The sequence below is a fragment of the Kocuria turfanensis genome, from assembly GCF_001580365.1.
Taxonomy (GTDB): domain Bacteria; phylum Actinomycetota; class Actinomycetes; order Actinomycetales; family Micrococcaceae; genus Kocuria; species Kocuria turfanensis.
Genome location: NZ_CP014480.1, coordinates 2,813,981 through 2,839,441 on the forward strand (window position 1 = coordinate 2,813,981; position 25,461 = coordinate 2,839,441).

Below are 25,461 nucleotides of genomic sequence, written 5' to 3' on the forward strand. Positions count from 1 at the left end.
GCGCTGGCCCGCCGCGAGCGCCTGCGCCGCTGGGAGGACACCGCCCGCGACGTCCTCACGGCGATCGGGCGTCCCCTCGCCCGGCCGGACGCCGCCGAGCACACCGTCGGCCACGCCGCCGAGCACGCCCCCGGCCACGACGCCGGCCACGCCGCCGGCCACGACACTGCCACCCACCGAACCAGGAGACCGTCATGACGAACCACTCCGCACCCCACCGGCCCGTCGCCGGCGACTGGCTGGCCCTGCGCGAGCCCGCCGACGCCGCGGCCCGCGAGGACTCCCTGCCCCTGATCGCCCGTCTCGTCCGGCACTGGGAGGAGCTGCCGCCGGGCGGTGACCCCGGCGCCGCGGGCACCGAGACCGTCGTGGTCGTGGACCTCGGCGCCGGGACGGGCGCGAACCGGGCCTGGCTGGCCCGCCACCTCCCCAGCCCCCAGCGCTGGGTCCTGCTCGACCACGACCGCGAGCTGCTCGAGCAGGCCGTGGCCGCCGCCCGGGAGGAGGGGGCCGACGTCGTGCCCGTCCTCGCCGGGATCGAGGAGCTCGGCCGGGTGCTCTCGGAGCATCCGGCGGCCCGGCGACTCGTGACGTGCTCCGCCCTGCTCGACCTGCTGACCCGGGAGCAGGTGCGGGAGCTGGCCCGGGTGCTGGCCGAGGAGTCGGTCCCGGCGCTGCTCGCCCTGACCGTCGACGGCGAGGTCCTGATCGACCCGCCCCACCACCTGGACCCCTCGGTGCTGGGGGCCTTCGAGGACCACCAGCACCGCGGCGAGCTCGCCGGCACGGAGGCCGTGCGGCTGGCCGCGGAGGCCCTGCGCGAGCACGGCATGGTCGTGGACGTGACCCCCACCCCCTGGTGGATCTCCGACCAGCCGTGGGCCCGGCCCCTCCTGGAGCGGTTCCTCACCGACCGTGCGGACGCCGCCGTGGAGCACCGGCCCGACCTCACCGCCGAGGCGCACGCCTGGCTGCGGACCCGCCTGGTGGACTGTGCCCGGGGACGGCTGCGGGCCACGGTCGGGCACGCGGACGTGCTCGCCCTGCCGTCCGTCAGCTGAGTCCGCGGGCGTTCCGTTCCAGCCACAGCACGTCCCGCCCGAAGGACACCAGGAGCAGGGCCAGGGCCGCCGCCGTGGCCGCGGCGGCGAGCGGCAGGGGGATCAGCGGGACCAGGGCGCCGAGCAGCACCCCGCCCTGGATCCCGGCCACCACCCGGCGGTAGGACGAGAAGGGCAGCGGGCGGCGCCAGGCGGGCCGGGCCCGCAGGCCCAGCAGGAACAGGTAGCGCAGCGCGCCGATCAGCAGCACCCACCACGCCCCGGGCAGGCCGAGCCGGGCGGCCACGGCCAGGGCGAGGACGAGCAGCAGCGCGGCGTCGACCTCCTGGTCGAACCGCGCCCCGGCACGGGTGGTGGTGCCGGTGCGGCGGGCCACGCGGCCGTCGATCCCGTCGAGCAGCCAGGCGGGCAGGGCGACGGCGACCACGGCCCAGCACCAGGCCTCGGCGGGACCCTGCGCCGGACCCGCGAGCACGGGCGTCAGTCCCACCGGCAGCAGCGCCGCGCACAGGGCGACCAGCACCGAGCGCGCCACCGTGATGCGGTCGGCGGGCCCGTAGGGCTCGGCGCGGCGGCGCAGCGTGCTGCGCACCACCGCACCCAGCACCGCCAGGCCCAGCAGGGCGGAGACCCCCAGCACGGCGGCCGGCGCCTGCGTGGCCGCACCGAGCGCGACGAGTCCGGCCCCGAGTCCCGCGAAGGCCAGGAGGCCGTCCCGGCGGGCCGAGGGGCCGGACGCGGTGGAGCGGGCCAGCGGCATGCGGTCGCCTCCCGGGTCGGGGTCTTCATCCTGGGCGGGAGCGCCCGCCCCGTCAATCCGGGCGCCCCAGGCGGTGGCTAGACTGCGCCCATGCCCGCCGAGACCGCACCCCCGCGCCGCGGGCGAGGTCCCCTGCGCCGGATCCTGCTGGCGGTCGCGCAGGCGGTGACCGGGCTCGTCCTGCTGGCGGTGCTCTTCCGGACCCTCGGCACGGAGTCCGCCCGCAGCGCCGTGGGCGTGCTCAGCCCCCTCACCGTGGTCCTGGCGCTGCTCGCCGGGCTCGTGGCCACCGCGGCCCAGGCCCAGCGGTGGCGGCTCGTGGCCCGCAGCCGCGGAGCACGGATCGGTTTCCGCGAGGCCCTGGGCGAGTGCTGGGCGGCCGGACTCGTCAACCTCCTGCTGCCCGGCGGCGTGACCGGGGACGCGGTGCGGGTGCTGCGCCGGCGCCGGCGCGGGGACACCTGGCCCGGGGCCGGGGGCTCCGTGGTGGGCGAGCGGCTGGCCGGGACTTCCGTGCTCCTCGCGGCCGGCGTCGTCCCGGCCCTGGCGGTCGGGCCCTGGGTGGCCGCGGCCTTCGGCGCCGGAGCCCTCGCCGTGGGGGCGATCGCCTGGCGCGCCACGAGCGGGTCCCCGGCCCGGGACCGGGCCGCCGTGTGGTGCCTGTCCGTGCTGGCGTGGGCCTGCTACCAGGGGCTGTTCCTGCTGGCGGCCCTGCGCACCGCTCCGCAGGCGCCCCTGCCGGACCTGTGGGGAACCACGGTGCTCGGCCTGGCCGGCATGTCGGTGCCCGTGGGCGTGGGCGGCTGGGGCCCGCGCGAGGGGATCACGACCCTGGCCGCGATGGCCCACGGTCTGCCCGCCGCGACGGGCTTCGCGATCTCCCTCGGCTACGGCCTGCTCGCCCTGATCTCCGCCCTGCCGGGGGCCGTGGTCCTGGCCCGCTGGCTCCTGCCGGTCCCACGCATCCCGGCCTAGGAGCTCCTCGAGGCCGCAGGTGGCGACACGCGCTGCTCGACCCCCGGCCGGTGCCTGGACGCCGCCTACAATCCGACCCATGCGCCCCCCCACCGTGCTCCCCGCTGCCCGCTCCGGGGACACCCGTCTGCGGCGCGCCGCAGGGCCGACGATCGCCGGGTGGGCCGCCGGCATCGTGGGGACCGGACTCGTGGTCTGGAGCCCGGACGTCCTGTTCGGCTACCACAGTCCTTCCGCGCACCTGGTGCTGGACTCGGTCGATGCCTGTGTCGCCCTTCTCGTCGCGTATCTCCTGCACGGGCGGTTCGTGCGCCGACGGCAGTGGCAGGACCTGCTGCTCGCCCAGGGGCTCGTGCTCCTGGTGATCGCCGGCATCGGCCTGGCCTGGACGGTCGAGGCGAGCGGGCTCGGTCCGGCCGGGACCCTGGACGTCTGGCTGCCGCTGGCGCTGCGTCTTCTGGGGGCGGCGCTCGTCGCAGCGGCCGCCCTGGTGGGGCCCCGGCGGGACGCCCCGTTCAGCTCCGAGCTGTGGGTGGTGGGCGTGCCCCTGGTGCTCGCCACGGCGACCTTCTCCGCGCTGTGGGCCGTCAGGTCCTCGCTGCCTGTGGCCCTGGACCGGCCCGGGGCCCTCGCGGAGACGCCGCAGGCGATCCTCACCGGCCACCCCCTCCTGCTGGCCGGGCAGGGCGTGGCGGCGCTGTGCTTCTTCGTGGCCTCCCTCGTCTTCACGGCGCAGGCCGCGGAGCACGAGGACTCCCTGCTGCGCTGGCTGGGCCCGGCGTGCGCGCTCGCCGCGTTCGCCCGCGTCAACTACGTCCTGTTCCCTTCGCTGTACACGGACTGGCTCTATGCCGGTGACGTGTTCCGGACCGGTTTCTACCTCTTCCTGCTGGTGGGCGCCGGCCGGGAGATCCGGGAGTACTGGACCGCGGCCTCCCGGGCCGCCGTGCTGGAGGACCGGCGGCGGCTCGCCCGCGAGCTGCACGACGGCGTCGTGCAGGAACTGTCGCTGATCCGGATGGAGAGCCACGCCCTGCCGCAGGAGCACCCCTCGAGGAACCGCATCATGGCCGCCTCGGACCGGGGTCTGGACGAGGCGCGCGCCGCCGTCCACGCCCTGGGGCACGACGAGGACGAAGCACTCGGGTCCACCCTGCACCGGACCGCGAGGGAGCTGGCCCGGAGGTACCGGGTGGAGCTGGAGGTGGACGTCGACGACTCCGTCGACGCCGACGGCGCTCAGCGCCACGCGATCCTGCGCATCACCCGGGAAGCGGTCTCCAACGCGGTGCGCCACGGGCACGCCGGCAGGCTGTGCCTGCGGCTGAGCCGGGACGGCGACCGCCGCCGCCTCGTCGTCCGGGACGACGGCGACGGGTTCGACGTCCTCCGCGCGACCGGGGCCCCTGCGGGCTACGGCCTGATCAGCATGCGGGACCGGGCGCGGGGGCTGCCCGGATCCCTGGAGATCGACTCGGAACCCGGCGGAGGAAGCACGGTGACGGTGACGTGGTAGACGACGACCGGATGCGGGTGGTCATCGCCGACGACCACGCGCGGATGCGGGCGAGGATCCGCGAGGCGCTGGAGGCGGGCGGCTGCGAGGTGCCCGGAGAGGGCGCCAGCGCCGAGGACGCCGTCCGGCTCGTCGCCGAGCACGGGCCCGACGCGGTCCTGCTCGACATCCACATGCCCGGGAGCGGCATCCGGGCCGCCCAGCAGATCGCCCGCAGCGCTCCCCGCACCGGCATCGTGATGCTCACCCAGTCCCGTGAGGACGAGGACCTCTTCGACTCCTTGCGGGCGGGCGCCTCCGGGTACCTGCTCAAGGACGCCGACCCCGCGACCCTGCCCGGTGCCCTGCGGGGCGTGCTCAACGGTGAGGCCGCGATGCCCGCCGCGCTCGTGGCGCGCGTGCTCGACGAGTTCCGCGCGCCGGGCCGCCGGGTCCTCCGGCGGAGATCCGAGGCCGCGGCCAAGCTGACTCCGCGCGAGTGGGAGGTCATGGAGCTGCTCGCCGAAGGACGGTCCACCGAGCAGGTCGCGGGCAAGCTGTTCGTGTCCCCGACCACGGTGCGGGTCCACGTGTCCACGGTCCTGCGCAAGCTCCGGGTGAAGGACCGCGAGAGCGCGTTCCGGGTGCTCAAGGGCGAGTAGGGCCCGTCCCCGGGCACCGTTCTCCCGTGGGAAGCGGTCCGGTGGCCGGTCGCCGACGTTCAGGCATTTGAACGCGAGATCGGCTCTCCTCGGCCTGGTGTTTATGCATTTGAACGCGGACGTCGGTCGCAGCGCGCTCGACGTGCCGCAGACTTCTCGCGGGGACCCGCTCAGGGGGAGCGGGCCGAAGAATCCGGGGGATCCACCATGTCTTTCGCACGTACTCCTGCTGCTCCGTCCGCTACGGCCTTCCGGCGTGGAGCCGGCCGCGCCGTCGTCCAGCACGGGCGGGGTGTGCAACGGCGTCGTCAACCAGGCGGCGTGGCGGCCCTGGCGATCTCCGCCGTGTTCGGCGGCATCGCCGTGGCCGCCCCGGCGCACGCCGCGCCGTCGTCCAGCACGGGCGGGGTGTGCAACGGCGTCGTCAACCAGGCGGCGCACCGGGGCACGGTCCAGCAGGGCCTGCTGAAGGCGGCCGCGAAGCAGAACGCGGAGCGGATCGCCACGCTGCAGGCGGAGAAGGCGGCACTGGTGAGGACCGCCGATGAGCTCACCGCCAAGATCGCCGCGCAGGAGAAGGGCCTGGCCGAGCTCGACGTCCGGGACGCGCAGATCGACGGCGACATCAAGAAGGCCGAGGACGAGCACGCCGCCCTGGTCACGGCGCAGGCCGAGGCGGCGGCGGCCGTGGCCGCCGCCGAGGAGGCCCTCGCGGAGCTGCAGCAGCAGCGCACCTCCCTGCAGGAGCGGCTGGCACCCCTGGAGGCGGACCTGGAGGCCGGTCAGCGGGCGCTCGACGCCCTGGTGGAGCAGTCCGCCGGCGCGACCGCGGAGGCCGCGGGGCAGCAGAAGCAGATCGACGCCGCCCAGGCCGAACTGGGGACGCTGGAGGAGGCCGCCGAGCAGGCCGACGCCGCCCTCTCCACCGCGAACCGGGAGGTCGACGACGCCGAAGGGCGGCTGGCCGCACTGGGCACGGGCGCCGCGGAGGCCGCCACCGCCGTGGACGGGGCGAGCGCTGCCGTCGCCGAGGCCGAGGCGGAGCTCCAGCGGCTGGAGGCCGGCGGCGCCGCCGCCCAGGACTCGCTCGCCGCCCAGCAGGGCCGGATCACCGAGGCGAAGGACGCCCTGGCCGCAGCACAGGTCACCGCGCAGAGCGCCGCGGACGCGCTGGCCGCCCAGGAGGCGGAGATCGCCGGGGCGAAGGACGCCCTGGCCGCGGCGCAGGCCACCGCGCAGGGCGCCGCGGACGCGCTGGCCGCCCAGCAGGCGGAGATCGCCGAGGCTGAGGCCGCGCTGGCCGCCCTGGGGGCCACCGCGAAGGCCGCCGCGGACGCCGCCGCCGCCAACGACGCGAAGCTCGCGGCGACCGGCGCCGAGATCACCGCGCTCCAGCAGCAGCTCGACACCACCGGCAGCGCCGTCACCGCCACCCAGGCCAAGCTGACGCAGGCCCGGAACGAGCTCACGACGCTGCAGGAGCGGAAGACGTTCCTGGACCGGGAGATCGCCCGCTTGGAGGAGATCAAGGGTGAGGGTCAGACCAGGAAGGAACGGGAGGCCCTCATCGCCCAGTACCGGACCGAGGTGAGCACCCTGACCGTGCAGATCAGCGACAAGAACACGCTGATCTCCGGTCTGCAGGGAGATCTGACCACCCTGCAGAAGCAGGTGGACACCCTGTCCCTGCAGCTGACGGCGAAGCAGGGGGAGAGCGCCGCCCTGCAGCGGCAGGTCGCCCCGCTGCAGGCCACGCTGACCGCCGCCGACACCGCGGTGGCCACGAAGCAGGCCGAGCTCACCACCCTGCAGGGACAGCTGCCCGGGCTCCGGACCGCCGTGACCGACGCCGGCGCAGCGGTGGCGGCCGAGGAGGCCGAGCTGACCGGGCTGGAGGAGGAGCTCCCGGGGCTGCAGGACGCGGTCGCCGCCGCGACCACAGCGGTCACGGAGCAGGAGGAGCTCGTCGCGGGCCTCCAGGCCGCCCTGCCGGGTCTCACGCAGGACGTCGAGGCCGCCCAGCAGGAGATCACCGACCAGAAGACGGTGCTGGCCGGCCTGCAGGACGACCTGGCCGCGGCCGCGGGAGCGCTCGAGGCCGCAGAAGCGGCCGTGGCAGCCCAGGAGGCAAAGCTCCAGGAACTCCGGGCAGAGCTGCCCGCCCTGAAGGCGGCCGCCGAGGACGCCGCCGGGGCGGTGGCCACCAAGCAGGGCGAGATCACCGCGCTCACCACGGAGATGGACGCCCTCGTGGCCCAGGTGACCGCGCTGAACACGCAGATCACGGCGAAGGAGACCGAGGTCCTCGGCCTGCAGGGCCGCGTGGCTCCGCTCCTGGCCGAGCTGCAGAGGACGGACGAGGCGGTCACCGCGGCGGAGACGCAGCTGAAGACGCTGCAGGCGCAGGCCGTGACGCTGGACGGGCAGGTCACCGCGGCGCAGAAGAAGCTCCGCGACCTGGAGGCCGTGAAGAAGCAGAACAAGGACGCGATCGCCGCCCAGACGGCCGTCGTGAACGATCTGGCGACACAGCTGGGGAAGGTGCAGCAGCAGATCAAGGCCATCGACGGCACGATCGCACTCGGCGGCTGCGCCGCCTGACCGCCCGCCCACCGGGGCGTCCGGCAGGCCGGCGCCGGCGGGTCGCGGATCGTCCGATCCGCGACCCGCCGGCGCCGGAGGCCACGCCCGAGCAGCGCGGAAGGAGGGTCCCGTGCACCAGGGTGTCGAGATGGAGCGCACGGACGACGACCGGCGCAGCCCCGGCCGGCTCTGCCCGGGCTGGTGCGTCGCTCGGCACGGCGAGCAGCTCGGGGAGGAGGACTGGGTCCACGTCGGCGAACCGCTGACCGTCGCCGAGGGCGTCACCGCGCAGCTGTGCCTGTCCGTCGACCCGGACAGCGGCGCGGAGGACGGTCCCTACGTCCTCATCGGCTCGAGCGAGTACACCCCGGCGGCGACCGTTGCGCTGGGGCGGTCCCTGATCGCGCTGGCGATCCGTGCGGGCTCCCGGCCTCCGCGGTGACCGGTCGTCGCCGGGCCCGGTTCCGGGGTGGTCGTGGGGGTCATCCGCCGGAGAAGGGCGGCAGGACGTCGAGCACGGACGTGTCGGTGAGCACGGTGGCCGGGTCGGGGCAGGCCACCCCGTCGAGCAGGAAGCTGGAGCGGGCCAGCACCTGGGCCAGCGGGGGCTGCCCGGGCGGAGGGTCGGGGTGGCGCAGCACCAGACGCTGCTCGACCTCCCGGCGCGACAGGGCGCCCGGACCCAGGTCCAGGACCTCGGTGTCGGTGCCGGCGGCGGCCCGGGCGGCGGCGAAGTAGCGGATCAGCACCCCCGCTCAGCCGCCGATCGCGCTCATCGAGCGGGCCGGCTGGACGTAGTCGGGAGAGTCCAGGCCGGGGCGGTCCATCCCGTGCGCGGCGGGTTTGACCCACATCGCCGCCTGCCACCGCTCGGCCAGCTGCGCGTCGGTGGCCCCGGCGCGCAGCAGCTCCAGCAGGTCGACCTCCTGGTGGGAGAACAGGCAGGAGCGGATCCTCCCCTCGGCGGTGATCCGGGTGCGGGTGCAGTCGGCGCAGAAGGGCTCGGTGACCGAGGCGATGATCCCCACCGTGCCCAGCGGCCCGCTCCCGGCCCCGCCCCCGGCGTCGTCCCCGGTCCCGGTGGTCCCGCCGGGGGCCGCGCCGGTCCCGGTGGTCCCGGCCCCGGTGGAGGTCGCGGGGCCGGGGTGGACGTCCCACAGCTGGGCCGGGGCGCCGTCGCGGGCCCCCGGGTGCGGGCTCAGCCGGAACCGGGTGGCCAGCCGGGCCCGGATCTGGGCGGCGGTGACCATCTCCTCCCGCGTCCAGCCGTGGTCGGCGTCCAGGGGCATCTGCTCGATGAAGCGCAGCGCGAAGCCGCGCTCCAGCGCCCAGGCCAGCAGGCCGGGGGCTTCGTGGTCGTTGATCCCGGCCATCAGCACCGCGTTGATCTTCACCGGGGTCAGCCCGGCCGCCGCGGCGGCCTCGGCCCCGGCCAGCACCTGGGCCAGCCGGTCCCGGCGGGCCAGGGCGCGGAAGGTGGCCGCGTCCAGGGAGTCCAAGGAGATGTTGATCCGGCTCAGCCCGGCCGCCGCCAGGGCGGGCGCGCGGGTGGTGAGGCCGATGCCGTTGGTGGTCAGCGAGATCGGCAGGTCCGGGTGGGTGGCGCGCACCGCGGCGATGATCTCCTCCAGGTCACCGCGCACCAGGGGTTCCCCACCGGTCAGGCGCAGCTCGGTGATCCCCAGCCGGTCCACCCCCACGGTGACGATCCGGGTGATCTCGGCCGGGCTCATCAGCTGGGAGGCCGGCAGCCAGGGCAGCCCGTCGGCGGGCATGCAGTAGGTGCAGCGCAGGTTGCACTTGTCGATCACCGACAGCCGCAGATCGGTGGCCCGCCGCCCGTGCCGGTCCACCAGTCCCGCCCGGGGCGGGGCGGGACTGGGCGCCGGTCCCGCACTGCGGACCTGCGGAATGCCCAGGGAAACGCTCATGTCACCGCCTCGGTGGTCGCGCCCGGCCCGCTGAGGCCCGCGGGCGCTGCCGCCGGTGCGCCGGTGAGGTCCCGGAGCAGGCTCGCGGCGACGCTGATCGCGATCACCGCGGGGGCCTTGCCGGGGACGCCGGGGAGCCCGATGGGGCAGGTGATGCGGTCCACGGTGCTCTCCGGGTGCCCCTCCGCGCGCAGGCGCTGTCGGAAGCGGGCCCACTTGGCCCGGGAGCCGATCAGGCCCACGGTGCCCAGGTCGCCCCGGCGCAGCGCCGCGTCGCACAGCACGAAGTCCTCGGCGTGGTCGTGGCTCATGATCAGCACGTGCGCTCCGGCCGGCAGCCCGGCCAGGACGTTCTCCGGGACGGGGCTGTGGTGGAGGTGGACCTGCGCGGTCCCGTCGGTGACGTCGGCGAGCCGGGCGGCGTCCAGCTGGCCTTCCCGGCTGTCCACCAGGTGCAGGTGCAGGGGCAGCCGGGACAGCACCCGGGCGAGCTCGTGCCCCACGTGTCCCATGCCGAACACCGCCACCGCGGGCCGGGAGCCCTGGGGCTCGAGCAGGACGGTGACCACGCCCCCGCAGCACTGCCGTCCGTGCTCGACGGCGGCGTGCTCGTTGAGCGAGAAGGTCAGCGTCTCCGGGACCGTGGCCCCGGTGGCGAGGAGGACGCGCGCCCGCTCGACCACGGTGGCCTCGAGGTTGCCCCCGCCCACGCTGTCCCACGTGGCGGTCCCGGCCACGACCATCTTGGCCCCGGCCTCCCGGGGGGCGTGCCCGCGCACCTCCGTCACGGTGGCGAGCACCCCCGGCGCGCCCGCCGCGCGCAGGTGCTGCAGCGCGTCCAGCCAGTCCACGTCAGCGCGCCGCCGTGGTGGCCGGCGCCGGAGGCCTCTCCGCGTCGACGGTCAGGGCACGGCGCCCCTCCTGGACCGCCCAGAACACCGCCTCCGGGGTGGCCGGGCTGGCGAGCCCGACGCTCCGGCCGCCGGGACCGAAGGCGGCCGCCGCCTCCCGCAGCGCCTCGCGCACGCTGAAGGCCAGCATGAGGGGCGGTTCCCCCACGGCCTTGGACCCGTAGACGACCCCGCTCTCGGTGGCCTGCTCGAAGAGGTGCACGTTGAACTCCTCGGGCATCTCCGAGAAGCTCGGCAGCTTGTAGGTGCTCGCCGCCTGCGTGGCCAGACGGCCCCGGTGCGGGCCGTCGGAGACGTCCCAGCGCAGGTCCTCGAGCGTGAGCCAGCCGGCCCCCTGCACGAAGCCGCCCTCGATCTGCCCGACGTCGATCAGCGGGGAGAGGCTGTCCCCGACGTCGTGCACGATGTCGGTGCGCAGCAGCCGGTAGGCGCCGGTGAACCCGTCGACCTCCACCTCGGAGACGGAGGCGCCGTAGGAGAAGTACTTGAACGGCTCGCCCTGCATCCGGGCGCCGTCCCAGTGCAGCCCCTCGGTGCGGTAGTAGCCGGCCGCCCACAGCGAGATCCGCTGGAAGTAGGCGTCGTGCGCGAGCTCGGCGAAGGACATCTGCCGGTCGTGGAAGCCGATGCCGGTCACCGTGCCGTCCACGAACCGGACGTCGTCGGGGTGGATGTCGAACTTGCGGGCGGCGACCTCGGCCAGCCGGCCGCGGATCTGCTCGCAGGCGTTCTTCACGGCCCCGCCGTTGAGGTCCGCCCCGGAGCTGGCGGCCGTCGCGGAGGTGTTGGGCACCTTGTCGGTGCGGGTGGGCGCGAGCCGGACCGTCTCCAGGGGCACGCCCAGGGCCGTGGCCGCGACCTGGCGCATCTTGGTGTGCAGGCCCTGCCCCATCTCGGTGCCGCCGTGGTTGATCAGCACGGACCCGTCCTTGTAGACGTGCACGAGGGCGCCGGCCTGGTTGAAGGCCGTGAGGTTGAACGAGATGCCGAACTTCACGGGGGTGACCGCGAGCGCCCGCTTGGTGTCGGGGTGGGCGGCGTTGAACGCCGCGATTCCCTCGCGTCGGCGCTCGACCTCGGCCCGGCCGAGCAGCTGCGTCCAGATGGTGCGCAGCCGCTCGGCGTGCCGGACGGGCTGGCCGTAGGGGGTGGACTGGCCGGGGACGTAGAGGTTGCGGTGGCGCAGCTCCGTGGGGTCCACCCCGAGCAGCGGGGCGCAGCGGCCCATCACCTCCTCGATCACCAGCATGCCCTGGGGCCCGCCGAAGCCGCGGAACGCGGTCTGGGAGGTCTTGTGGGTCTTCGCGATCCGCCCGTGGACCTGCACGTTGGGGATCCAGTAGGCGTTGTCGATGTGGCACAGCGTGCGCTGCAGCACGGGCTCGGAGAGGTCCAGGCTCCACCCGCCGTCGCTGGTGACGGTGGCCTCGAGGGCCTGCAGGCGACCGCCCTCGTCGAAACCGGCCTCCCACCGGGCGTGGTACGGGTGGCGCTTGCCGGACAGGGTGATGTCCTGGGTGCGGTTGAGCCGCAGCCGGACCGGCCGTCCCGTGAGCACCGACCCGAGGGCGGCGACGGCGGCGTAGCCGTGCGGCTGCATCTCCTTGCCGCCGAACCCGCCGCCCATGCGCAGGCACTGCACGGTGACCTCGTGGCTGTGCAGGCCCAGGACGTGGGCGACGATCTCCTGGGTCTCGGTGGGGTGCTGGGTGCTGCAGTGCACCAGGACCTGCCCGCCCTCGTCGACGTAGGCGAAGGAGGCGTGGGTCTCGAGGTAGAAGTGCTCCTGGCCGCCGAACTCGAGCTCCCCGCTGAAGCGGTGGGCGGCGGCGGCCAGCGCCGTGGCGGTGTCCCCGCGGCTGACGGTGGGCTGCCCGCCCTGGAAGCTTCCGGCCTCGACGGCCTCCGCCACGGTGACCAGCGACGGCAGCGGCTCGTAGTCGACCTCGACGGCCTCGGCGCCCAGCCGGGCGGCCTCCAGCGTCTCGCCCAGCACCCAGCACACCGCGTGCCCGTGGAACATGACCTCGGAGGGGAACAGCGGCTCGTCGTGCTTGGTGCCGGAATCGTTGACCCCGGGCACGTCCGCGGCGGTGAGCACCCGGACCACGCCGGGGACCGCCAGGGCCGGTGCCGGGCGCAGGTGCCGCACGAGGGCGTGGGCGTGCGGGGCCTGCACCGGCCAGGCGTGCAGCACGTCCTGGTGGCGCACGATCAGGTCGTCCGTGTACAGGGCCGTGCCCGTGACGTGCTGGGCGGCGCTCTCGTGCGCGACGGGCACCCCCACCACGGGGTTGACGGGGCGGTCGGCGAGGGACGTCATCGGGACACCTCCAGGTCGGGAGCGGGCACGTTCTGCGCCCAGAACTTGAGCAGGGCCTGCTCGAGCATGGCGGAGCGGTAGCGGGCGCTGGCCCGGTGGTCGTCGATCGGGGTGCCCTCGCCGGCCAGCGCGGCCGCCGCGGCCAGGACCGTGTCGCGGTTCCACGGCGCGCCGCCGAGGATGCGCTCCGGGCCGTGCGCGCGGATCGGGGTGGCGGCCACGCCGCCCAGGCCGATCCGCGCGGAGGTGACCGTGCCGGCCTCCACGTGCACGGCGATGCCGACGGCCACGCTGGAGATGTCGTCGAAGCGCCGCTTGGCGATCTTGTGGAACGCGCTGTGCCGGGCCTGCGGCAGCGGGATCCGCACGGCGCGGATGATCTCCCCGGGGCGGCGGACGCTCTGCCGGTATCCGGTGTAGTACTCGTCCAGGGGCACCTCGCGCTCGCCCCCGGTGGAGGCGAGCACCACGGACGCGCCCAGGGCCAGCAGCGCCGGGGCCGAGTCCCCGATGGGCGAGCCGGTCCCGAGGTTGCCGCCGAACGTCGCGGCGTTGCGGATCAGGCGGGAGGCGAACTGCGGGAAGAGCTGGCCCAGCAGCGGCACCCGCCCGGCGAGGCCGCGCTCGACCTCGGACAGGCTCAGGGCCGCCCCGATCTCGACCCGCTCCGGCCCCACCTCGAGCGTGCGCAGCTCCTCGAGCCGGTCCACCGCCAGGGTCAGCGGCGGGCGGGCGTGCTGGATGTTGACGCCCACGCCCGCGTCCGTGGAACCGGCGACCAGCTGGGCCTCCGGGGTGTCCTCGAGGTGCTCGAAGAGCTCCTCCAGGGAGCCGGGGCGGACGAACCGTGCGCCGCCGGCCTCCACCCGGGTGGGCGGGGCCGGCTGCGCGGGCCGGTCCTGGCGCCGCAGCAGCGGGTCGGCCTCGGCGGGGGCGCCCAGCGCGTAGGCGGCGTCGCGAATGGGCCGGTAGCCGGTGCAGCGGCAGAGGTTGCCGCTGAGGGCGTGCAGGTCGAAGCCGTTGGGCCCGCACTCGTGGCCGGCCGCGTGCTCCTCGCCGGTGACCTCGGTGCCGGTCCGGGCCTCGGCGGACGCGCCGGGCGCCTCGCGCTCGGGGCGGTAGTACTCGGCGGCCATGGAGCAGACGAAGCCGGGGGTGCAGTAGCCGCACTGGGAGCCTCCCCGGACGGCCATCTCCTGCTGGACGGGGTGCAGAGCGGCCGGCGTGCCGGTGCCGCCCGCGGCGCCGAGCCCTTCGGCGGTGACGACCTCCTGGCCGTCGAAGGCGGCGGCGGGGGGCAGGCACGCGTTGACCGAGGTCCACCGGCTGCCTTCGCCGTCCGGGCGGGCGACGAGCACCGCGCAGGCACCGCACTCGCCCTCGGCGCAGCCCTCCTTGGCGCCGGTCAGCCCCTCGCCGCGCAGCCAGTCCAGCAGCCGGGTGTGCGGGCCGACCCCGGCACCGTCCCGGGTCCGACCGTTGACCGTCACTCGGATCTCACTCATGCCTCGTGCTCCTCCATGCCTTCGCGGAAAGGGTTCTGCCGGCGGGCACGGGACGGCCGCCCCTCGGCGCTCGGGTGCTGCGGGGCCTGCGCCGGCAGGACGGGCGGCCGGGCGGCCGGCGTCCGGGGCGACCGGGCGGCGGCGGACCGGGTGACGGCGGCCTCGGTCCGCGCGGGGACCACGGGCACACCGAGGACCACGGGCACACCGGGGGTCGCGGGACCGGCGAGGGCCACGGCGGCGACGGGCGACCCGCTCGACGACGCGGCCCGGCGGGAACCCATCGGTGCCGGCGAGGTGCTCCTCGCGGCGCGCGGGTCCGCAGACCCGGGGACAGGGTGCCGGTGAGGGGCGTCGATGCCGGCCCGGCCGGTGTCCGCCCACGCCGGGCGCCGGTCTGCCGGCCACCTCCGGACGGGGCCGTGGTGACCGGGCGGCGGCGCGGTGTCGATCATGGCGGTGAACTCCTCGATGCGGGCCACTGGCCGCGACGTGGAGTCAGGTGGTTCCCCTGGGGTACCGGGAGCTCTCTGGCGGCGGGCCAGTGCGATTCGTGGTTGCTCGCCCGGTAGATAGTCCGTTGAGGACCCGCCGTGGGCTGTCTCACACCATAATCACGGCGCCGTGCGGCCGCAACAGCCTGTCCGCCGCACGGAGTCATGCACGAACATGGAAGAATTCTTCCACGATGTGTTGTAGATCACGTCGAGCTGCTCTACGTTGGCCTCAGCCAATGGCGGGCCCCGGTCGACCGGGGCTATCTACCGGGCATGATCTGACAGCCGGGCGGGCCCGCCGACGGACAAGCCGTGGCACGGGTCCACCCACGATCCGTGAGGACCTGAGCATCATGTCGACCATCCACGAAGCCGCTCCGCGCACCTGGACCCACCTGGAACGGGCCGTCGATCTCGCGGCCGAGAGCGCCGCAGGCGACGGCGGGCCGTTCGGCGCCGTCGTCGTGACCGCCGACGGGCGGGAGTTCCCCGCCGTCAACCGCGTGACCGCGGAGCACGACCCCACGGCGCACGCGGAGGTCATGGCCATCCGCCGCGCCTGCCGCGAGCTGAGCACCTTCGACCTCAGCGGCGCCGTGCTCTACAGCAGCTGCGAGCCCTGCCCGCTGTGCCTGTCGGCGTCCCTGTGGGCCCGGCTGGACGCGGTGTACTTCGCCGCCGACCGCCACGACGCGGCGGCCGGCGGCTTCGACGACGCGCAGTTCCACGAGTTCTTCGCCCAGGGCGCGCAGGAGCGGGACCGGGCCCTGCCCGTCCGCCACGTCGCCCTCGCCACGCGCACGGAACCGTTCGAGGCCTGGGCCGGCAACGACCGGCGCACCGCGTACTGAGCCGAGCACCCCGCCGCCCCGGTCGGCTCCCACCGGGACCATCAGATCTGGACACTTCACGGGGAATCCGCCCGCCACGGGCGGCCCGGGAAAAACAGAGGATCGCCGGACCTTGCGCCGCAGTGCCGACGCCTGCGCGCTGAAGGAGGCTCCTGCCATGTCATCGACCGCATCTGGCCACCAGGACCACGACCACCGGATCCGCCGCGACCGCCCGGCGCGACCGGCACCCGGCCCCGAGGACGAGAAGCTCCCGCTGGGGCGCACCACCGCCTACGGCTTCCAGCACGTCCTCACCATGTACGGGGCCATCGTCGCCGTTCCCCTCATCATCGGGCAGGCCGCCGGCGTCTCCGGCGAGCAGATCGCCCTGCTCATCAGCTCCTGCCTGCTCATGGGCGGGATCGCCACGATCCTGCAGAGCTTCGGGGCCCCCTATCTCGGCTCCCGGCTGCCGCTGGTCCAGGGGGTCTCCTTCGCCGGGGTGGCCCCCATGCTCGCCATCCTCGCCGGGGGCAGCGACCTGACCACGATCTTCGGGGCCGTCCTCGTCTCCTCGGTGGTGGGCTTCCTGCTCGCCGGTGCGTTCTCCCGCGTCCTGCGGCTGTTCCCGCCGGTGGTCACGGGCACGGTCATCACGGTCATCGGCATCTCCCTGCTGCCGGTGGCGATCACCTGGGCCGCCGGCGGCGGAGAGGGCGGCGCCGCCGACCCCCGCAGCCTGGCGCTGGCCGGCATCACCCTGCTCATCGTGCTGGTGCTCTCCAAGGTGGGCGTGGGGATGATCTCGCGCCTGTCCATCCTGCTCTCCTTCGTGCTGGGCACGGCGATCGCCGCCGCGATGGGGATGGTCGACTTCTCCGGCGTGGGGCAGGGCGGGATCGTCACCTTCCCGACGCCGCTGGCCTTCGGCCCGCCGAGCTTCGAGATCGCCTCGATCATCTCGATGCTCATCGTGGTGCTGGTGACGATGACCGAGACCACGGCGGACATCCTGGCCGTGGGCGAGATCACCGGGGCCGAGGTGGACTCCCGGCGGGTGGCCAACGGCCTGCGGGCGGACATGCTCTCCTCCGCCGGGGCGCCGCTGCTCAACTCGTTCACCCAGACGGCCTTCGCCGCCAACGTCGGCCTCGTCGCGGTGACGGGCATCCGCAGCCGCTTCGTGGTCACGGCGGCGGGGATCATCATGGTCGGGCTGAGCATGTTCCCCGTCATCGGGGAGGTCGTCGCGGCCGTCCCGACGCCGGTGCTGGGCGGGGCGTCGATCGTGCTCTTCGGCACGGTGGCCTCGTCCGGGGTCCGCACACTGGCCAAGGTGGACTTCAACCACTCCATGAACCTCGTCATCGTGGCGGTCGCCTTCGCCTTCGGTCTCATCCCGGTGGCGGCGCCCCAGTTCTACGCCGGCTTCCCCTCCTGGACCCAGACCATCCTCGGCTCGGGGATCAGCGCCGCGGCGGTCGTGGCCATCGCGCTCAACCTCCTGTTCAACGAACTGGCTGCCGGCAACTCCGAGCACCAGTCCGCCGTCGCGGCGGCACCGGTCCGGGTCGTCCGGGCGGACACCCTGGCGCACCTGCGGGAGGGCGACCGGATCCAGAACGGCGCCGTGGTGGACAGCGACGGGACCGAGGTGGCGGTCGTGGCGGAGCACCACTTCGACGACGTCCGGAGAATGATCGACGACGGGGAGATCACCCACACGGGCCAGATCCGGACGATCCTCGCGGCGAAGGACGCGACGGCCTGAGCACCGCCGGTCGGCACCGGCCTCCCGGGGCCCCGGCCCGGGGTGTTCCGCCCCCGCCCGGCACGCCGCCGGTCGGGGGCGGAACACTGCGGTGACGGCGCCCGGGCCGGTCCGCGCCCGATCAGCCCGCCGTCACCGGGCCGGCGACCCGTCCTCGCCGGCACCGCGCGCCGGGAGTCTCAGGCATGCACCAGACGGCGGGCCGCCGCGGTGTGCTCGGCCGTGAGCGCCTCCACGTCCAGGCCGGTGATCGCGCCGTCCTCCACGAGCCAGCGCCCGCCCACCATGACCCGGTCCGCCCGCTCGGCACCGCACAGCAGCAGCGCGGAGAGCGGGTCGTGGGCCCCGGAGAAGCGCAGCCCGTCGAGCCGGAACATCGCGAGGTCCGCCTGGGCGCCCGGGCGCAGCGCGCCGAGGTCAGGGCGGCCGAGCAGGCGCGCGGAGCCGGCCGTGGCCCAGCCGAGCGCGCGCTGCGGGGTCACGGCCTCGGCCCCGTAGCGCAGCCGCTGCACGTACAGGGCCTGACGGGCCTCCAGCACCAGGTTGGAGGCGTCGTTGGAGGCCGACCCGTCCACGCCGAGACCCACGGGGGAGCCCGCGTCCTCGAGCTCCACGGCCCGGCAGATCCCGGAGGCCAGGCGCATGTTGGACGTGGGGCAGTGGGCCACGCCCACCCCGGCCGCGCCCAGACGGGCCAGCTCGGCGTCGTCGAAGTGGATGCCGTGGGCCAGCCAGGTCCGGTCGGTGAGCCATCCCGCGGACTCGAGGTAGTCGACCGTGCGCAGCCCGAAGCGCTCCCGGCAGAAGTCCTCCTCGTCGACGGTCTCGGCCAGGTGGGTGTGCAGCCGCACGTCGAGCTCGCCGGCCAGCACGGCGGTGTCCCGCATGATCTCCCGCGTGACCGAGAAGGGGGAGCACGGGGCCAGGGCGATCTGGGTCCGGGCGCCGTCGCCGCGCTCGTGGTAGGCGTCCACCAGCCGGGCGCTGTCGGCGAGGATGACCTCCGCCTCCTGCACCGTGTGCTGCGGGGGCAGTCCGCCGTCGCGCTCGCCCAGGCTCATGGACCCGCGGGAGAGCACGGCCCGCATGCCGAGGCTGCGCGCGGCCTCGACCTGCACGTCGATCGAGTCCTCCATGCCGCCGGGGAACAGGTAGTGGTGGTCGGCGGCCGTGGTGCAGCCCGACAGCAGCAGCTCCGCCATCGCCACCGTGGTCGCCAGCCGCAGGTCGCGGGGGCGCAGCCGCGCCCAGACCGGGTAGAGGTCCCGCAGCCACGGGAACAGGGGGACGCTGACCACGGGCGCCCAGGCCCGGGTGAGCGTCTGGTAGAAGTGGTGGTGCGTGTTGATCAGCCCGGGCACCACCACGTGCTCCCGGGCGTCGAGGACCGCGCACGGCGCGGCCGGGACGCCGCCGGCGGGGACCAGCTCCACCACGGTGCCGGAGGCGGTGTCCACCACGACGCCGCCGGCCGTCCGCTCGGTGGTGTCCTCGCCGGCGTCCTCGCCGGTGTACAGGGCCAGGGGGTCGCGCAGCCACAGCAGGCGGGAGCCGGGGTCGGTGGTGTGGGGGTGCACGGGGTGCTCCGATCGGTCGCAGGGTCTCGTTCCCGGCGCCGTGGCCCCGGGTCCTTCCGAGGGCGGCACGCGGCGCCGCCAGCTCAGTGAGGTCCTGTCTGCTGATCCAGGAGACCGCTCCTGCAGTCCCGGCGACCTTAACACCGGTGCGCGCTGCCCGACAAGCAGGTGGCTGCGGTGGTGGCGCCGTGCAGGCGGGGCGCGCAGGTCTTCATGGAATCTTGAGAATTGCGCAACCCGGGCGCAAAGTGCGGCGGGAATCCTGAGCACACCATGGTCCCGGGGCGGGGGCCCCGGACACGGCCCGGATCCGGCCCCTCGGGACAGCGGGGCGGGCCAGGGAGATCGGGGGACCCATGAGCTGGACGGCCAGAACGGAAGGATCCGCCCCGGCGGGTGCCACGGGCAGTGCCCACAGGTCCCCGGGGTGGGTGGCCGGTCTCGACGCGGCCCGCGGGCTGGTGCTGATCGGGCTGGTGTCGGGACCGATGCTGCCCGGCGACGACGGACTCCCGGGGCCGGCCTGGTCGTCCCTCCTCCACCCGGGGCCTGCGGCGGCACTGGTCGCCCTGCTGGCCGGTGTGGGACTGGCGCTCGGCTCCGGGGGCCGGTTCCCGCACGCGGGCCGGTGGCTGGCCGCCGACCGGGTGGGGGCGGCCGTGCGGGCGGTGCTGGTCGCCGGGCTGGGCCTGGGGGTCGGGGCGCTGCTGCCCGAAGACGTCCCGGCGGGCGACGTCCTGGTCTACTACGGGCTGCTCTGCCTGCTGGCGATCCCGTTCCTGCACCTGTCCGCGACGGCACTGTTCGCCGGCGCGGCGGTCTGCTGGGTCGTGGCTCCGCTGCCGGTGCAGGCGCTGACGGCGCTCCTGCCGGCGGACACGTCCTCCGGGTCCGCGTTCGCCGGCGTGGCGGACGGACCCGCGGGGACGTTCGCACAGCTCCTGCTGACCGGCACCTATCCGGCCCTGCCGCACCTCACCTGTCTGCTGGTCGGGCTGGGCCTGGGGCGGGTGCGCCTGCGCGACAGAGGAATCCAGGTCCGTCTGCTGGCGGTGGGGGCGGGGGTGGTGCTCGTCGACCGCACCACTGCCTTCCTGCTCCACGCTGCCGGCGGGTACGGCCAGGGACCGGCGACCCGGGGGATGGGCGAGGACCCACTGGGCAGGATGCCGATGTGGCCTCTGGTCGCCTGGCCCACCGACTCCGTGTGGTGGCCGGCGGTCGCCACCTCGCACGCCGGCCCGCTGTGGGCGATCGTGCCGGGCCTGGGCGTGGGCCTGCTGGTGCTGGGGGGCTGCCTGCTGATCTCCAGGACGTCCGGGGCATGGTTGCCGGCGCTGGCGGCGATGGGCGCGGTGGGCCTGACCCTGTACACCGCCCACCTGGTGGCGCTGTCCTTCGAGGCTCGCGACGACCAGTCCTCCCTCTGGTACCTCGTGCACCTGGTGGTCACGGCGCTGGTCGCCCTGCGCTGGCACCGGGCGCGGGGCCGGGGCCCGCTGGAGCAGGTGGTCGACGCGAGCGTGCAGGCGACCCGCCGGGCCGTGCTCCACCGCTCCCACCGGACGTGAGTGCCGGGCAGGGCGGGCTGCCGCGGGCTGCGCTCACCAGGGCGGAGATCGACCTCGGCCAACCGGATCCCGGGGCGGTCTCCGTCAGGGACCCGGACCGGGGAATAACCTCGCGCGGCCCCGGCTTGTACCGGATGGTTCAAATTTGTAGAACCTGCGGTGCTCACCGACACGGGTGCCGCGGGAGACCAGGAGGGCGACATGCAGTTCGGCATCTTCACCATCGGGGACGTCACCGAGGACCCCACCACGGGGCGCGTCCCCACCGAGCACGAGCGGATCAGGGCCACGGTCCAGATCGCCAAGAAGGCCGAGGAGGTGGGGCTGGACGTCTTCGCCACCGGCCAGCACCACAACCCGCCGTTCGTGGCCCCGGCGAACCCGCCCATCCTGCTGGCCGCCGTCGCGGCGCAGACCGAGCGGCTGCTGCTGTCCACGGCCACGACGCTCATCACCACGACCGACCCGGTGCGCATCGCCGAGGACTACGCCTACCTCCAGCACCTGTCCGACGGGCGGGTGGACCTGACGATGGGCCGCGGCAACACGGGCCCCGTGTACCCGTGGTTCGGCAAGGACATCCGCCAGGGCATCCCCCTGGCGGTCGAGAACTACAACCTGCTCCACCGGCTGTGGCGGGAGGACGTGGTCGACTGGCACGGGAAGTTCCGTTCTGCCCTGCAGGGCTTCACCTCGACCCCGCGCCCGCTCGACGACGTGGCCCCCTTCGTCTGGCACGGGTCGATCCGCTCGCCCGAGATCCCCGAGCAGGCCGCCTACTACGGTGACGGGTTCTTCCACAACAACATCTTCTGGCCCGTCGAGCACACCCGGCGGATGGTCGACTTCTACCGGCAGCGCTACGAGCACTACGGCCACGGCTCCTACGACCAGGCGATCGTGGGGCTGGGCGGGCAGGTGTTCATGCGGCGGAACTCCCAGGACGCGGTGCGGGAGTTCCGGCCCTACTTCGACAACGCCCCGGTCTACGGCCACGGTCCCTCCCTGGAGGACTTCACGGCCCAGACGCCGCTGACCGTCGGCACCCCGGAGCAGGTGGTCGAGAAGACCCTCTCCTTCCGTGACTACGCCGGCGACTACCAGCGCCAGCTGTTCCTCATCGACCACGCGGGCCTGCCCCTGAAGACCGTCCTGGAGCAGATCGACCTGCTGGGCGAGGAGGTCGTGCCGGTGCTGCGCCGGGAGTTCGCCGCGCTCAAGCCGGCCCACGTGCCCGAGGCGCCGACCCACGCCTCGCTGGTGGCCCGCCACCGCGCCGGTCAGGACCCGGTGCCCGGCGGTGCCGCGGACTCGCCCGCCGGACGGGCCCGCGCCGGACAGGACGACCGCGCCGGACAGGAGGCCCGTCGATGAGCACGCACACGCCGCCACGGGCGGGCTCGACTCCCGGAGCGGCCCGCCCGGTCCACCTGGTCGTGGTCTCGGCCGGGATGTCCGACGCCTCCTCGACCCGGCTGCTGGCCGACCGGCTCACGGAGGCGACCCGCGACGCGCTGGGCCCGGCACCGGTGCGGATCACCCGCGTGGACCTGCGCCCGCTGGCCCACGCCATCACCGACCACCTGCTGACCGGCTTCCCCGCCCCGGACCTGCGGGAGGCGCTGGAGGCGGTCTCCGGTGCGGACGCGCTGATCGCGGCCACCCCGACCTTCAAGGCCTCCTACGCCGGGCTGTTCAAGTCCTTCTTCGACCTCGTCGAGGACGACGCGCTGGAGGGCCTGCCGGTGCTGGTGGCCGCCACCGGGGGCACCGCGCGGCACTCGCTGATGCTCGACACCGCCCTGCGCCCTCTCTTCGCCTACCTCAAGGCGCTCGTGCTGCCCCTGGGGGTCTACGCGGCCACCGAGGACTGGGCCGGGGAGGAGCTCCCGGCGCGCATCCGGCGCGCCGGCGCGCACCTGGCGGCGCAGCTCGCACCCGGCCGCGCCCCGGGCGCCGGGGACACGCCGGCCGGGCAAGCGCAACCGCTGCGGGACGACGTGTTCGCCGACGTCCCGGACTTCGCCGACCTGCTCGCCCGGACCGGACAGTGAGTGACCGGGCAGTCAGCGACCGGGCGGTCAGCGACCCGCCGGTGAGCGACCCGGCCGCGCCCGACCGGGGCGCGGCCGGGCGCCCGTGGGACGTGTGGCAGCTGTTCTTCGAGACCTCCGCCCGGCTCACCACCGAGCTGGAGACCCGGCTGAAGGAGCACGGCTGCTCGCTGATGGACTACCAGGTGCTCCTGCTGCTGCGCGACGCGGACCACCACCGCCTCCGGATGGGGGAGCTCGCCCAGCGGCTGGTCTTCTCCCCGAGCCGGCTCAGCTACCAGATCGGAGTGCTGGAGAAGCGCGGGTGGGTGCGGCGCCGGCCGTGCCCGGAGGACAGGCGCGGGCTCGAGGCCGAGCTCACCGACGAGGGGCTGGCCGCCTTCCGCCGCCTCCGGCCCGCCCACGCCCGCGACGTCGAGGAGCTGTTCCTCGACGTCCTGGAGGGCGACGACGCGCAGCGGCTGCACGCCATCATGGAGCGCCTCGCGCGGAAGGTGGACCCCTCCTGACCCGGTTCTCCCGCGTCACTGCTCGGGGAGGTCGGCGAAGGCCTGCTTCATGTCGCGGTACCAGCCCAGCGACTGCTTCGGGTGCCGCCAGCGGCCCTTCATGGCGTCGCGCGCCTCCTGGTGGTCGGCGCCCCCGGCCTGCACCGCTTCCTTGAGGTGGCGGTCCTGGGCGGCGATGACGTCGTCGGCCGTCTCGCCGCGGTGCTCGAGGTCGCAGGGCCCTCCCAGCTGGCGGCAGGTCATGGTCTTCATCGTCGGTTCCCTTCCTCTGATCGGGTGTTCGGGTCGGTGTGCTGGTGTTCGACGTCCCGACGATCGGCGGGTGAGGAATGTGACCACCGCCGGGATCAGGTGCGCCGGCCCTGGCCGTCGCGCCGGACCACCTGCGCCAGCACCTCGGGTGCGGCGCGGAAGGTGATGCGCGCCACGAGGCCGTCGACGACGGTGATGTCGAAGAGGACCCTGGCCCGGCCGCGGTGGAACCACGCGGCGGCGGGGCGGCCGCCGACGGACACCGGGAGCGCGGCGTGGGCGCTGCCGTCGAAGAACGCCGCCACCTCCTCCCGGCCGTCGATCCGCTGCGGGGCGCCGGCCAGGATCGCGGCGTCGTCGGCCGTCACGGCGACGTCGGGCGCCAGGAGGCGCAGCAGGCGCTGGAGGTCGCCCTGCCGCGCGGCGGCCATGAAGGCGTCGACGACCGCCCCGTCGGCCGCCCGGCCCTCGGGAGCGGACCCGCCGACCCTGGCCCGGGCGCGGGAGGCCAGCTTGCGCGCGGCCACCGGCGTGGTGCCGAGGATCGTGGCGATCGTGGCGAACTCGACACCGAAGCTCTCGTGCAGCACGAACGCGACACGCTGCTGGGGTGAGAGCCGGTCGAGCACCAGCTGGAGGGCGACGCCGACGGCATCGGCGAGCACGACCTCGTCGGCCGGGTCCGGGGCGGTCCCCGGCGGCCCGAGCCCGGGCGCGGGGACCGGGGTCCGCGCCTTCAGCCGGTCCAGGCACAGCCGGGTGGTCACCGTGGTCAGCCAGGCGGGCGGGTTCTCGATCTCGGCCTCCGTCCCGTGCAGCCGCAGCCAGGCCTGCTGCACGACGTCCTCGGCCTCGGCGTGGTCGGCCAGCACGCCGACCGCGAGGCGCAGCAGACGCGGCCGCTCCGCCTCGAAGATCTCCGTGCGCTCCACCGTGCTCACCCTTCCCATTCTCCACCGTTCGCCCGGCCTCCTGTCGGACGTCCCATGCCGGACGTTCCATGTCGGACTTCTCCTGCTGGACGAACGGGTCGGCTCGAGTGTGACCACCCGACCGCCGGTGGCACCGCGACCGGGTGTCCCGGGTCGGGCGTGCCGGCAGCTGCGGGGACGGGCGTGTGCGAGCCGCCGCGGAGCTGAAAGGCGCCGCGCCTGCGGCGTCGGCGGTCAGCGGCTGCGCCGGGCGGTGCGCACGCCGTACACCACGGCGGCGAGCACCAGCAGGACGCCCAGCGCCTGGAGGCCCGGGGAGTCGTCGGCTTCTCCGTAGACGATGCCGGCGGCACCGGTCGCGAGGCCGACGGCGACGATCAGGACGGGGAGGACGTGTTTCACGGGCTTCCTTTCAGGGACTCTCCGGCACGGATTGCCTTGGGCGATGTTTCTTGCGTTGGGCCTGTTGCGATGGGTCTCCTGCCCTGGGTCTCCTGCCCGGGGGAGGAGTCGCCGGCGGTGCTGGCGGCTGGGGCGGTTCAGTCCTCGACCCACTCGAGCAGATCCCCGGGCTGGCACTCGAGCACCCGGCACATGGCGTCCAGGGTGGCGAAGCGCACCGCCTTGGCCCGGCCGTTCTTCAGCACGGCGACATTGGCGGGGGTGAGCCCGACCCGTTCGGCGAACTCGCCGACGCTCATCTTCCGCCTGGCCAGCTCCACGTCGAGGCGCACGATGATCGGCATCAGATCACCGCTTCCATGTCGGTGCGCAGGATCGTGGCCCGGCGCAGCAGCGCCCGCATCACCACCATGAGCAGCCCCAGCACGGTGAGCCCGGTCAGCATCAGGAACAGCAGCAGCGGCAGGCCGGGGTCGTCGGCGTTGAAGCCGACGAAGAGAAACACGCCCAGCAGCACCGCCCACGCCGCGGCGACGGCCCACACGATCGCGTCCACCCACCCCAGGGAGGCCGCGCTGAAGATGCGGTCCTTCTTGACCAGGGTGAGCAGCTTCCAGGTGCACACGATCACCACCTGGGCGCACAGCACCCAGAACACCGTCACGGCGGTGGCCGGCCATCTCAGGTACGCCATCTCGGGGTTCTCCTGGGCCATGTGCGCGAACTGCCCGGGCAGGGACATGACCTGGAACAGCACCAGGATCCCGAACAGCAGTGCGAGGAAGACCCGGAGGGCGGCGACCGCCCGATGTTCACCGATCATGCATCGAGTGTCGGTCTATATCTATCGAATGTCA

At 74.7% G+C, this 25,461-nt stretch carries 26 protein-coding genes; 13 read left to right on the forward strand and 13 right to left on the reverse strand.

Annotated elements, in window-relative coordinates; genetic code table 11:
• Both AYX06_RS20240 and AYX06_RS20245 read left to right on the forward strand, forming a co-directional pair.
• Window positions 1-198, forward strand: a 198-nt coding sequence (locus tag AYX06_RS20240; protein WP_198161402.1) for a hypothetical protein, incomplete at its 5' end; no start/stop codon positions are given.
• Entirely contained in the window at window positions 195-1,061 is an 867-nt protein-coding gene (locus AYX06_RS20245; RefSeq protein ID WP_147017670.1) for a class I SAM-dependent methyltransferase, read from the forward strand. The genes AYX06_RS20240 and AYX06_RS20245, both read left to right, overlap by 4 nt.
• Here AYX06_RS20245 and AYX06_RS12935 read toward each other — a convergent pair.
• Window positions 1,054-1,821, reverse strand: coding sequence for a CDP-alcohol phosphatidyltransferase family protein (locus tag AYX06_RS12935; protein ID WP_062736120.1), 768 nt, complete (start codon window positions 1,819-1,821; stop codon window positions 1,054-1,056). The two genes, AYX06_RS20245 and AYX06_RS12935, sit on opposite strands and share 8 nt — an antisense overlap.
• 90 nt (window positions 1,822-1,911) lie before the next feature.
• Between AYX06_RS12935 and AYX06_RS12940 the strand changes: the two genes are divergently transcribed.
• The 5 genes from AYX06_RS12940 to AYX06_RS12960 all read left to right on the forward strand — a co-directional run bounded on the left by AYX06_RS12940 (window position 1,912) and on the right by AYX06_RS12960 (window position 7,978).
• A complete protein-coding gene (locus tag AYX06_RS12940) occupies window positions 1,912-2,796 on the forward strand; it encodes a lysylphosphatidylglycerol synthase domain-containing protein (protein ID WP_062736121.1) in 885 nt (294 codons plus the stop codon).
• A 79-nt stretch (window positions 2,797-2,875) separates the two neighbouring features.
• Complete coding sequence (locus AYX06_RS12945) at window positions 2,876-4,312, forward strand: sensor histidine kinase (protein ID WP_062736122.1); 1,437 nt, start codon at window positions 2,876-2,878, stop codon at window positions 4,310-4,312.
• Complete coding sequence (locus tag AYX06_RS12950) at window positions 4,306-4,953, forward strand: response regulator (RefSeq protein ID WP_084271617.1); 648 nt, start codon at window positions 4,306-4,308, stop codon at window positions 4,951-4,953. The genes AYX06_RS12945 and AYX06_RS12950 overlap by 7 nt, the downstream gene beginning before the upstream one ends.
• Window positions 4,954-5,274: 321 nt before the next feature.
• Window positions 5,275-7,554 (forward strand): coiled-coil domain-containing protein, encoded by a 2,280-nt coding sequence (locus tag AYX06_RS19860; protein WP_062736124.1) that lies wholly within the window; start codon window positions 5,275-5,277, stop codon window positions 7,552-7,554.
• Window positions 7,555-7,666: 112 nt separating this feature from the next.
• Window positions 7,667-7,978, forward strand: coding sequence for a DUF6907 domain-containing protein (locus tag AYX06_RS12960; RefSeq protein ID WP_062736125.1), 312 nt, complete (start codon window positions 7,667-7,669; stop codon window positions 7,976-7,978).
• 40 nt (window positions 7,979-8,018) lie between these two features.
• Here AYX06_RS12960 and AYX06_RS12965 read toward each other — a convergent pair whose 3' ends face one another.
• Genes AYX06_RS12965 through AYX06_RS12990 form a run of 6 tightly spaced genes read right to left on the reverse strand, consistent with a single transcriptional unit; the run spans window position 8,019 to window position 14,490 of the window.
• Entirely contained in the window at window positions 8,019-8,285 is a 267-nt protein-coding gene (locus tag AYX06_RS12965) for a MoaD/ThiS family protein (protein ID WP_062736126.1), read from the reverse strand.
• Window positions 8,286-8,291: 6 nt separating this feature from the next.
• Entirely contained in the window at window positions 8,292-9,467 is a 1,176-nt protein-coding gene (locus AYX06_RS12970) for a GTP 3',8-cyclase MoaA (RefSeq protein WP_062736127.1), read from the reverse strand.
• Complete coding sequence (gene xdhC, locus AYX06_RS12975) at window positions 9,464-10,318, reverse strand: xanthine dehydrogenase accessory protein XdhC (protein ID WP_062736128.1); 855 nt, start codon at window positions 10,316-10,318, stop codon at window positions 9,464-9,466. Before xdhC ends, AYX06_RS12970 begins: the two co-directional genes overlap by 4 nt.
• 1 nt (window position 10,319) lies before the next feature.
• Complete coding sequence (gene xdhB, locus AYX06_RS12980) at window positions 10,320-12,701, reverse strand: xanthine dehydrogenase molybdopterin binding subunit (RefSeq protein ID WP_062736129.1); 2,382 nt, start codon at window positions 12,699-12,701, stop codon at window positions 10,320-10,322.
• Window positions 12,698-14,206, reverse strand: coding sequence for a xanthine dehydrogenase small subunit (locus AYX06_RS12985; protein WP_062736130.1), 1,509 nt, complete (start codon window positions 14,204-14,206; stop codon window positions 12,698-12,700). Before AYX06_RS12985 ends, xdhB begins: the two co-directional genes overlap by 4 nt.
• Window positions 14,203-14,490 (reverse strand): hypothetical protein, encoded by a 288-nt coding sequence (locus tag AYX06_RS12990; RefSeq protein WP_062736131.1) that lies wholly within the window; start codon window positions 14,488-14,490, stop codon window positions 14,203-14,205. Before AYX06_RS12990 ends, AYX06_RS12985 begins: the two co-directional genes overlap by 4 nt.
• A 566-nt stretch (window positions 14,491-15,056) precedes the next feature.
• Here AYX06_RS12990 and AYX06_RS12995 point away from each other — a divergent pair.
• Window positions 15,057-15,554 (forward strand): nucleoside deaminase, encoded by a 498-nt coding sequence (locus AYX06_RS12995; protein WP_062736132.1) that lies wholly within the window; start codon window positions 15,057-15,059, stop codon window positions 15,552-15,554.
• Window positions 15,555-15,711: 157 nt separating this feature from the next.
• Window positions 15,712-17,307 carry a nucleobase:cation symporter-2 family protein gene (locus tag AYX06_RS13000; RefSeq protein WP_062736133.1) on the forward strand — a complete coding sequence of 532 codons (1,596 nt, stop codon included), beginning with the start codon at window positions 15,712-15,714 and terminating at the stop codon, window positions 17,305-17,307.
• 179 nt (window positions 17,308-17,486) lie between these two features.
• On the opposite strand, the gene AYX06_RS13005 is transcribed toward AYX06_RS13000, so the two are convergent.
• On the reverse strand, window positions 17,487-18,884 hold the full coding sequence (locus AYX06_RS13005) for an 8-oxoguanine deaminase (protein WP_084271770.1): 1,398 nt from the start codon (window positions 18,882-18,884) through the stop codon (window positions 17,487-17,489).
• A 431-nt stretch (window positions 18,885-19,315) separates the two neighbouring features.
• Between AYX06_RS13005 and AYX06_RS13010 the strand changes: the two genes are divergently transcribed.
• The 4 genes from AYX06_RS13010 (at window position 19,316) to AYX06_RS13025 (ending at window position 23,018) form a co-directional block, all read left to right on the forward strand.
• A complete protein-coding gene (locus AYX06_RS13010) occupies window positions 19,316-20,455 on the forward strand; it encodes a DUF418 domain-containing protein (protein WP_062736134.1) in 1,140 nt (379 codons plus the stop codon).
• Window positions 20,456-20,656: 201 nt separating this feature from the next.
• Window positions 20,657-21,829: an LLM class flavin-dependent oxidoreductase gene (locus AYX06_RS13015; protein ID WP_062736135.1), complete on the forward strand. Its 1,173-nt coding sequence runs from the start codon at window positions 20,657-20,659 to the stop codon at window positions 21,827-21,829.
• Window positions 21,826-22,509, forward strand: coding sequence for an FMN reductase (locus AYX06_RS13020; protein ID WP_062736136.1), 684 nt, complete (start codon window positions 21,826-21,828; stop codon window positions 22,507-22,509). Before AYX06_RS13015 ends, AYX06_RS13020 begins: the two co-directional genes overlap by 4 nt.
• A complete protein-coding gene (locus AYX06_RS13025) occupies window positions 22,506-23,018 on the forward strand; it encodes a MarR family winged helix-turn-helix transcriptional regulator (RefSeq protein WP_307725499.1) in 513 nt (170 codons plus the stop codon). The genes AYX06_RS13020 and AYX06_RS13025 overlap by 4 nt, the downstream gene beginning before the upstream one ends.
• A gap of 15 nt (window positions 23,019-23,033) precedes the next feature.
• On the opposite strand, the gene AYX06_RS13030 is transcribed toward AYX06_RS13025, so the two are convergent.
• From AYX06_RS13030 to AYX06_RS13045, 5 genes are all read right to left on the reverse strand, one after another.
• Window positions 23,034-23,270: a DUF1059 domain-containing protein gene (locus AYX06_RS13030; protein WP_062736137.1), complete on the reverse strand. Its 237-nt coding sequence runs from the start codon at window positions 23,268-23,270 to the stop codon at window positions 23,034-23,036.
• Between the two features lie 95 nt (window positions 23,271-23,365).
• Window positions 23,366-24,211 (reverse strand): sigma factor, encoded by an 846-nt coding sequence (locus AYX06_RS13035; RefSeq protein ID WP_232319311.1) that lies wholly within the window; start codon window positions 24,209-24,211, stop codon window positions 23,366-23,368.
• A gap of 225 nt (window positions 24,212-24,436) precedes the next feature.
• Complete coding sequence (locus AYX06_RS19865) at window positions 24,437-24,604, reverse strand: hypothetical protein (protein ID WP_157093465.1); 168 nt, start codon at window positions 24,602-24,604, stop codon at window positions 24,437-24,439.
• 137 nt (window positions 24,605-24,741) lie between these two features.
• Window positions 24,742-24,948 (reverse strand): helix-turn-helix domain-containing protein, encoded by a 207-nt coding sequence (locus AYX06_RS13040; protein ID WP_062736138.1) that lies wholly within the window; start codon window positions 24,946-24,948, stop codon window positions 24,742-24,744.
• Window positions 24,948-25,427, reverse strand: a complete 480-nt coding sequence (locus tag AYX06_RS13045) for a DUF2975 domain-containing protein (RefSeq protein WP_062736139.1) — start codon at window positions 25,425-25,427, stop codon at window positions 24,948-24,950. Before AYX06_RS13045 ends, AYX06_RS13040 begins: the two co-directional genes overlap by 1 nt.
• Window positions 25,428-25,461 lie beyond the last annotated feature (34 nt).